Raw genomic sequence first — 8663 nt, 5'->3', positions numbered from 1 at the left:
TCGTCTGAACGCAGGATCGGCAGTACCGGCATCCATTCGCCGACCTTCACTTCGGTTTTGCTCACTTTCATCTTGCCGGCCACCGCCAGACGACCAAAGTCATCGACCGGGCTGCCGTCGCTGCCAACCGGCAGCAGCTGGGTGCCGCGCGTGCCTTTACCGCCATCGAGCTTGACCGACAACAGGCCCAGCGCATCGACGCCAAAACCCACCGGGCCCTGAGTGAAACCGGACTTGGCATCGAGGATGAAGCTCTGGGTCCATTCCTCGGCCTTGCTTTGCGCATTGGCCGGGTTGGTGAAATTGCGGTTGATGTAGAAATTACGCAGGTTCAGGTTGGCGCTGGCATCGTCCACGAAACCGGCCGCCGAGCCCGCCAGAGGAAACGCGGAGACCATGGCGAACGTGCAGACGATACGAGGGTTGACCGTGATTTTCATTGTTATTGTTTTCCGATTTTTGGGTAATAAAAGTCCCTGCGCCCGGTCATGCCGGGCACAGTGAGGTCAAACAGAAAAATGGAATGGGCGGCCCGGCAAGAGCCGCGTGAATGTCGGCGCGATCAGCGCGGTGCTTTGCCCGCCACCGAGTAGAGCACCTGCTGATTGCGGGTTTTCATGAACTCTTCCAGGCTTTGCCCACGCATGGCCGCATAGACCTGCAAGTTGGGGATACCCAGCACTGCCGCGAGTTTTTCCAGCACAAAGAAGATCGCTCCGTACTGGATCAACCCACGCCAGTCGCGACGGCGCAACAGATCGCACTCCTCTTCGCTCAAGCCGCCTTCTTCAAACAGCGCCTCGGGTGCATCCAGAAAGCGCTGGCGCCACTGGGGCTCAATCATGCGGTGCAGAAACTTGTTCAGGCGATAGCCCTTGGCACTGCGTTCGAGGGTGAACGGGTACGTCCCTTGCAGTTTCTCGATCCCGTCCAGCTGGTGTTGCATATGCTGCAAGTGGCGGGCGTTGACGTCGGCAGGCACCGGTCGATCCTGGTTTTCCAGGAGCAACGTGGCGATGCCGGTCATCGACGGCAGGTAATAATCCTGATGCAGGTTTTTCACCGTGGCCGACAACGCGCCGCGCATGATCAGCCAGGTGATCACCTCCGAGCCTTCCATCCCGCCCAGCGTGGCGTACTCGGCGTGGGTCATTTCGGTCAGGCGCACCGGGTCGTTGACCAGCAGATCAATGAACTGCGCATCCCACTCCGGGTTATTGAAACCACAGCGTTCGCCATGCACCTGATGGGATACACCGCCAGTGGCCACAATCGCCACCTTCAAGTCTTCGGGGTAGCTTTCGATAGCTCGGCGCAGGGCCTGGCCCAGCTTGTAGCAGCGCAACGCACTGGGAATCGGGAACTGCAACACACCCACTTGCAGCGGCACGATCTCCACCGGCCAGGCCGGGTCACACGGCAACAGCGCCGACATCGGGGAGAAGAAGCCGTGATCCAGTGGCTTGTCGCGGAAAAAGCTCATGTCGAACTCATCGGTCATCAGGCTTTGACCGATGTGTCGCGATAGCGCCGCATGCCCGCCGACCGCAGGCAGCGAGCGTGGGTTGCCGCCCTCGTCGGCGACCTCGTACCGCTCATCGACGCCCAGGGAAAACGCGCCGTAGTGGTCGAAGAAAAACGAGGTCACATGGTCGTTGAAGATATAGAACAGCACATCCGGTTTCTGCTCTTTGAGCCAGACCTTGATCGGTTCGAAACCTTCGAAAATCGGCGCCCAGGCCGCCTCGTTCTGTTTGTCGTGATCGACAGCGAAGCCGATGGTGGGTGTATGTGAGACGGCGAGGCCACCGATGATGCGTGCCATAACGAGTTCCTGTGTTTAAAAAAGATTATTGCGTCAGCAAGGCCTGGTTCACCCGGCGTCGTGCATGACCGTTAGCCAGGATCGCCAGTGCAGCGATAAAGGCCGGCACGCTCAACAGGGCGAACAGCAACGGCAGACCCAACCCGAGACTGAGTACCGCACCACCGATGAGAGAACCAAAGATAGCCCCGAAACGTCCGATGCCCAGCATCCAGCTCACCCCGGTGGCGCGGAATTCGGTCGGGTAGTAACCCGGCGCGAAGGCGTTGAGCCCGGTTTGCGCACCGCTCATGCAGAACCCCGCCGCGACCACGCCGAATGCCAGCAGGCTCGACTCAAGGCTGAAGGCGCCCAGCAGCAGGATGAATGCACCGCCCAGCGCATAAGAGGTCGCGATAACGGCGTTCGGATTGCGTCGGTCCATGGCCCAACCGACCAGGATCGCACCCACGGTGCCGCCAATCTGGAACAGCCCGGTAATGGTCGCCGCGCGTTCGATCGACAAACCGCCTTCACGCAACAGCGTCGGCATCCAGCCCATGGTCAGGTAGATCACCAGCAGGCCCATGAAATAGGTGAGCCAGAGTGCATAGGTGCCGAGGCGGAAGCGCTCGGAGAACAGCATGCGCACCGGGGCTTTTTGCTGAGCCTGGGGCTCGGTCATGATGAATCGGGTGGCGTTGGTGAACGTCCCGCCCAACTTGTTCAAGACATTGGAGATCTGGCTGGCAGGTGCATTTTTAGCCGCCAGAAAACGCGCCGACTCAGGTAACAGAAACCACAAGAACGGCACCAGCAACAGCGGCATGATCCCGCCAAAGAGCAGCACTGATTGCCAACCGTGACTCGGAATCAGCCACGCGGCGACAAAACCACCCAAGCCCGAGCCCATGTTGAAGCCAGTGAACATGATGGTGATGAACAGCGAGCGATTGCGCTGCGGCAGGTATTCAGACAGCAAGGTGGTGGTATTGGGCATGGCCGCGCCCAGCGCCACACCCATGAACAACCGCAGTGCCGCCAGCTCATAAGGGTTGCGAGCGAACGCACAGGCCAGGCTCAGCACACTGAAACCGGTCACCGCGCACAGCAGCACTTTTTTGCGTCCCAGGCGGTCGGCGTAAGGACCGGCCGTCAACGCACCGATGGCCAGGCCGACCATGCCGGCGCTCATTACCGGGCCAAAGGCGGCTTTGGACAGGCCCCACTCCTGAATCAGCGAAGGGGCGATAAAGCCCATGACGGCGACGTCAAAACCGTCAAACAGCACAATGAAAAAACACAGGGCCATGATCAGCCACTGGTAAGGCGCAACCGGTCGGTTGTCGATCCACGCCTTGATGTCGACTGTTTCGTTACTCATGCATTCACCTTCTTATTTTTTTATAAATTGCGGCAGGCGTGGAGTCGATGCGCGACAGTCACTCTGTTGGGCGTGACTCTAAAGCCGCAGGCGCCCGCCCCGCCTCTGGGAAATCCTTAAGGGGGTATCGGTTTTTCTTATCGGGCCAGTTCTGCGAACCGGGGCTAGACTTAAAACCCCGGACCTTTAAGCCATCGATCAGCCTTTTTATGTGAGGAAACGTCATGAGCGACAAAGACGATCTGCGCAAATACTCCTCTCAAGTCATCGACGGCGTCGAAGCGGCGCCCGCACGCGCCATGCTGCGCGCCGTGGGCTTTACCGATGCTGACTTCAAGAAGCCGCAGATCGGCATCGCGTCCACCTGGGCCATGGTCACGCCGTGCAACATGCACATCGACAAGCTCGCCCTTGAGGCCGAAAAAGGTGCCAACGCGGCCGGTGCCAAAGGCGTCATTTTCAACACCATCACCATTTCCGACGGCATCGCCAACGGCACCGAAGGCATGAAGTACTCGCTGGTGTCACGCGAAGTGATCGCTGATTCGATTGAGGTGGTGGTCGGTTGCGAAGGCTTTGACGGCCTGGTGACCGTGGGCGGCTGTGACAAGAACATGCCGGGCTGCCTGATCGGCATGGCGCGGCTCAATCGGCCGTCGATCTTTGTGTACGGCGGCACCATCCGGCCGGGCGCGGGCCACACCGACATCATTTCCGTGTTCGAGGCCGTGGGGCAGCATGCGCGGGGGGATATCAGCGAGATCCAGGTCAAGCAGATCGAAGAAGTGGCGATCCCCGGCCCCGGCTCCTGCGGCGGGATGTACACGGCCAACACCATGGCCTCGGCCATCGAAGCGCTGGGCATGAGCCTGCCCGGTTCCAGTTCTCAGGACGCGGTTGGCAGCGATAAAGCGTCAGACAGTTTCCGCGCAGGCCAGCAGGTCATGGAACTGCTCAAGCTGGACCTCAAGCCGCGCGACATCATGACCCGCGAAGCTTTCGAAAACGCGATTCGCGTGGTCATCGCCCTCGCCGGCTCGACCAACGCCGTGCTGCATCTGTTGGCCATGGCGAATGCCGTGGATGTCGACCTGACGCTGGACGACTTCGTCGAGCTGGGCAAGGTCTCGCCAGTGGTGGCCGACCTGCGCCCGAGCGGCAAATACATGATGAGCGAACTGGTGGCCATTGGCGGCATCCAGCCGCTGATGAAACGCATGCTCGATGCCGGCATGCTGCATGGCGACGTGCTGACGGTCACCGGCAAAACCCTGGCGGAAAACCTGAAAGATGTGCCCGATTACCCCGAAGGCCAGGACGTGATCCTGCCCTTCGACAAGCCGATCAAAAAGGACTCACACCTGGTGGTGCTGCACGGCAACCTCTCACCCACCGGTGCCGTGGCCAAGATCACCGGCAAGGAAGGCCTGCGCTTTGAAGGCTCGGCCCGGGTTTATCATGGTGAAGAAGGTGCGTTGGCCGGGATTCTCAATGGCGAGGTCAAGGCCGGTGAGGTCATCGTGATCCGCTACGAAGGGCCTAAGGGCGGGCCCGGCATGCGCGAAATGCTTTCGCCGACGTCGGCGGTCATGGGTAAGGGGTTGGGCAAGGATGTCGCGTTGATCACTGACGGCCGTTTTTCCGGCGGCTCGCACGGTTTTGTCGTGGGGCATATCACGCCGGAAGCCTTTGAAGGCGGGCCGATTGCGTTGATTGAAGACGGCGACAAAATCACCATCGACGCCGAAACCCGGCAGATTACGGTGGACGTGACCGACGCGGTTTTGGCCGAGCGCAAGACCCGCTGGGTGCGGCCGGAATCCAAATACAAGCGCGGGGTGTTGGCGAAGTATGCGAAGACGGTGTCCAGTGCCTCGGAGGGGGCTGTGACGGATAAATACCTCTAACACCCAATCGCTATTTGACCGACTATCCGAAGAAACCCTGGATTTGGATAGACGACTAAAATTTATAGGGGGATCACTTCAACGCGCCTTTTGTAAGGCAGGAGGTTTACGATGAAAATCGTATCTTCGCTGGCGTTGATGGTAGCGGCAGGATCGATCTCGGTGGCTGTAGCAGCCGCGAAGCAGATCGACGCCGTTCCCTTGAACGCAACGACTTACAATGCCGGGCATATCGCTCAGGCCGTTTTAACCCCCATTAACAGTAGTGAGACGGAGCTTTCATTGTTCGTGGGTGGTGTACCTGATGGCACTTTGGTTCCCGCGCACTTGTATACCTATATCTACTCGGGAAGCTGTGCCAAGCATGACCCCAAACCGGCCTACTCACTCAACCGAGTCGTTACTGACAACTTCAACGAAACAGAGGGAATCCACCTCGATAAGACTGTGCCTCTGCCTTACGACACGCTGCGCTCCGGCCAATACGCGCTGGTGGTGCGCGATAGCCCGGCCGATGGCAATCACGAAATTTTCTGCGGTCAAATTACCTGAGAACCTCCCCCCGCTTCCACGCAACAGCGTGGGAGCGGGAAGGCGTTTGGCTTACTTGCAATAGTCAGAGCCGAAACCGATCCACCGACTGCGACAGCTTGCCCGCCAGACTCGACAGCTCATCGGTCGTCGACGCCGTCTGCCCAATCACCTTGCTGTTGCCTTCCGACATCCCGGCAATCATGTCCACTTGATGGGCGATTTCGTTGCTGGCCAGGCTTTGCTCGCCGATGGTGCGGGTAATGTCGTTGACCAGTTGAGTCGTGTTGAGCGTCGCGCCGAGGATTTCACGAATCGCGCGCTCGACGTCAGCGGTCACGGCCATACCTTTGTCGACCTGCGCCACGCCCGCTTCCATGCTGGTCACCGCCTCGCGGGTGCTTTGCTGGATGCGTGCGACCATGCTGGCGATTTCCTGGGTGGAGGCGCTGGTGCGACCAGCGAGGCTGCGCACTTCATCGGCGACCACGGCAAAGCCACGGCCCTGCTCACCGGCCCGGGCGGCTTCGATGGCGGCGTTCAACGCGAGCAGGTTGGTCTGGTCGGCGATGCCCTTGATCACCTGAATGATGTTGAAAATCCCTTCGGACTCCTTGTCCAGCGTGCGGATCACTTGAGCCGACTGCTGCGCGGAACGGGCAATGCTGTCCATGTCCTGGACGACCTGATGGATCACCCGACCACCGTCCTTGGCCAGTGACTCGGCCTGATTGGCCATGTCCAGCGCGCGTTCGGCGTGGCGGGTGATTTCCTCGATGCTGGCAGTCATTTCGCTGGCAGCGGCGGCCATGGTGCTGGCGGCTGCACTTTGCTGCTGGCTGCTGTCGGCGACCTGATGGCAACCACTGCTCAATTGATCGCTCATGCCCCTGACGCCGTGCGCGTTGCTGCGCACCACCTCGATCATGCCGCGCAGGTCACGCTGCATGGTCGCCAGGCTGCGGATCAATGCGCTGGCTTCGTCCTTTTGTGTCGGCTCGGCAATCGGTTCGCTCAAATTGCCATGGGCAATGCTTTGGGCAATCCGGCTCGCCGTCTGCAACGGTCCGATGATGCTCAGCGTCACCCAGCGTCCCTGAACCAGCAGCATCACCAGGGTGGCGAGCAGCACGATGCCGAGGGTGAAGTTGGCGCTCTGGATGGCTTGCGCCGTGCCTTGGCTGGTCTGCTGCGTGTTGGTTTCGATCAACTCGCTGAGGGCCGCCATCTGGTCCTCCAGTTGGCTGAATGCAGTATTGAACGTTCCCAGCTCTTTCTGCGCCGCTTCCGGATTTTCCAATGCCAGGCCGACGATGCGCTCGGCGGCACTGATGTAGATGTCGAGGCTCGGTTTGACCTTGTTCAGCCCGGCTTTGAGGGTGTCGTTGACCGGCAACTTGAAGTTTTCACCCAGCACTTCACGAAAATGCCTGGCATGTTCCTCGATGGAACTGTGCACCTCGGCATTGCTGCTGGTGCTTTTGCCCAGGCCCACCATCATCGCCGACAGCACATCGGCACGCAGGGCGTCATGCATCATGTCGGCTTCGAGGTGATTGCGCAGCGCGGTCATGCTGACCTCGTTCTCATTCACCGCTTCAGCCATCTGCGTGTTTCCCACGTAACTGACCAGGCTCACGATCAGCGCGGTGAGCACACTGGTGCCAATCAACAAGAGTAAACGGAGTTTTATCGACACGGTGAAGCCCTCTGTTGCCACGTCGGCATTATAAAAAAGCTATCGACTGCAACCGGCACATGTTTAAGGCCGGAGCCGGACTTTTAGCAAATTGCGACACGCGGTAGGCAAAGCCGCACTTTTTGCACCTCGCTCTCCTGAACCTAGTGTGCAAACCCCAGTCTTACTCCCGCCGTGAATTCCCATTGCCACTGTCCTCTTATCAGAGCTGTCCGCCTCATGCACCCGACCGTCCTCGCCTCGCGCTGCGCCTCGCTGTGTTTCTTGTCTGTGCTTGCTCTATCCGCCGCCCCCGCTCATGCCAATGGCGAACGCCAACTGGTGGCGGCGATCAACGACTATCGCGCCCATCCACAACGTTGCGACAGACGTCCGGCCCAGCGCCTGGCACCACTGGCGCTGAATTCCAATCTCGCATTGCCCATTGGCTATGGCGGTGGTTTGCGCGATCGGCTGAAAGCGTCCGGCTATTCAGCGGTGACGGTACGCAGCATTCGGGTGGTCGGCGCACAGGATGCCGATGAAGCTTTTGACATGTTGCAGGACGATTACTGCGGGGCGTTGCTGGACGGCCAGTACGCTGACATTGGTGTCAGTCGCGCCAGGACCGAATGGCAAGTGGTGCTGGCGCGGCCGGTGCTCGATAGTCAGACCGGCGATTCGCGATCCGTCAGCAAAGCGTTGTTGGCACAGGTCAACGCCGCGCGGTCCAAACCACGGATGTGTGGTGGCCGGCGCTTCGCCGCCGCACGACCACTTGGCTGGAGCCCCGCGCTCGGCGTCGCCGCACAAGGACACAGCAAAGCCATGGCCTACGGCAATTACTTCGCGCACCAGGATCCCGACGGCGACATGCCAGCGGATCGAGCGAGAGCCGCAGGCTTTCGTGGCAGGCAGGTCGGCGAAAACATCGCCGCCGGGCAGAGTTCACCCAGCAAGGCCATGGCAGGATGGCTGGCCAGCCCCGGGCATTGTGCGAACCTGATGAACCCGATGTTTACTCAGGTTGGCGCAGGGTACGCGGCGGATGCGCGCAGTGATAAGGGGGTGTATTGGACGATGGTGTTTGGGGCGCAATGATCGCGCTCATACCTGCGGTTTCTTTAGCTTGATCAGGAACATCACCGACAGACTGATACAGGCGCCGACCACCGCCAGCGCCATGTCTAAACGCCCGTGAAGTGTCGTCGCCCAGATACGCCCCACCGATCCATTCCACCCGTTCATAAATGGCCGACACAGGAGTAATGAACACCCAGTTCGTGAATCATTGATTCGCCGGGTTGACAGGGGTTCCGAAGTCGTGCCGGGAGTCTCCTGCAAAAGCTTTTGCCTATG

Annotated in this window: 7 protein-coding genes and 1 pseudogene; 3 read left to right on the top strand and 5 right to left on the bottom strand. The window is 59.9% G+C overall.

What is annotated here, in order from left to right; translation table 11 throughout:
- From J2Y56_RS15360 to J2Y56_RS15350, 3 genes are all read right to left on the bottom strand, one after another.
- The coding region (locus J2Y56_RS15360) for an OprD family outer membrane porin (protein ID WP_310351122.1) at positions 1 to 440 on the bottom strand (440 nt) is incomplete at its 3' end.
- A gap of 122 nt (positions 441 to 562) precedes the next feature.
- On the bottom strand, positions 563 to 1825 hold the full coding sequence (locus J2Y56_RS15355; RefSeq protein ID WP_310351120.1) for a gallate dioxygenase: 1263 nt from the start codon (positions 1823 to 1825) through the stop codon (positions 563 to 565).
- A gap of 25 nt (positions 1826 to 1850) precedes the next feature.
- The gene (locus tag J2Y56_RS15350) at positions 1851 to 3188 is read right to left on the bottom strand and encodes an aromatic acid/H+ symport family MFS transporter (RefSeq protein ID WP_310337011.1); all 1338 of its coding nucleotides are present in this window, start codon (positions 3186 to 3188) and stop codon (positions 1851 to 1853) included.
- 224 nt (positions 3189 to 3412) lie between these two features.
- Here J2Y56_RS15350 and ilvD point away from each other — a divergent pair, with 224 nt between their 5' ends.
- Together ilvD and J2Y56_RS15340 are read left to right on the top strand one after the other, a co-directional pair.
- Positions 3413 to 5095 (top strand): dihydroxy-acid dehydratase, encoded by a 1683-nt coding sequence (gene ilvD / locus J2Y56_RS15345; protein ID WP_310351117.1) that lies wholly within the window; start codon positions 3413 to 3415, stop codon positions 5093 to 5095.
- 111 nt (positions 5096 to 5206) lie between these two features.
- Positions 5207 to 5647, top strand: a complete 441-nt coding sequence (locus J2Y56_RS15340) for a hypothetical protein (RefSeq protein WP_310351114.1) — start codon at positions 5207 to 5209, stop codon at positions 5645 to 5647.
- A 64-nt stretch (positions 5648 to 5711) separates the two neighbouring features.
- Here J2Y56_RS15340 and J2Y56_RS28485 read toward each other — a convergent pair whose 3' ends face one another.
- Together J2Y56_RS28485 and J2Y56_RS28480 are read right to left on the bottom strand one after the other, a co-directional pair.
- Positions 5712 to 6437, bottom strand: a complete 726-nt coding sequence (locus J2Y56_RS28485; protein WP_405046861.1) for a methyl-accepting chemotaxis protein — start codon at positions 6435 to 6437, stop codon at positions 5712 to 5714.
- 132 nt (positions 6438 to 6569) lie between these two features.
- A pseudogene (locus J2Y56_RS28480) lies at positions 6570 to 7325 on the bottom strand (MCP four helix bundle domain-containing protein); the annotation flags it as partial.
- A 219-nt stretch (positions 7326 to 7544) separates the two neighbouring features.
- Here J2Y56_RS28480 and J2Y56_RS15330 point away from each other — a divergent pair.
- Positions 7545 to 8405, top strand: a complete 861-nt coding sequence (locus J2Y56_RS15330; RefSeq protein ID WP_310337004.1) for a CAP domain-containing protein — start codon at positions 7545 to 7547, stop codon at positions 8403 to 8405.
- Positions 8406 to 8663: the final 258 nt, after the last annotated feature.

The sequence above is a fragment of the Pseudomonas sp. BE134 genome, from assembly GCF_031456105.1.
In the GTDB taxonomy this organism is placed as follows: domain Bacteria; phylum Pseudomonadota; class Gammaproteobacteria; order Pseudomonadales; family Pseudomonadaceae; genus Aquipseudomonas.
Note: the sequence above shows the minus strand (reverse complement) of the source record. Positions and strands in the feature narration are given on the sequence as shown.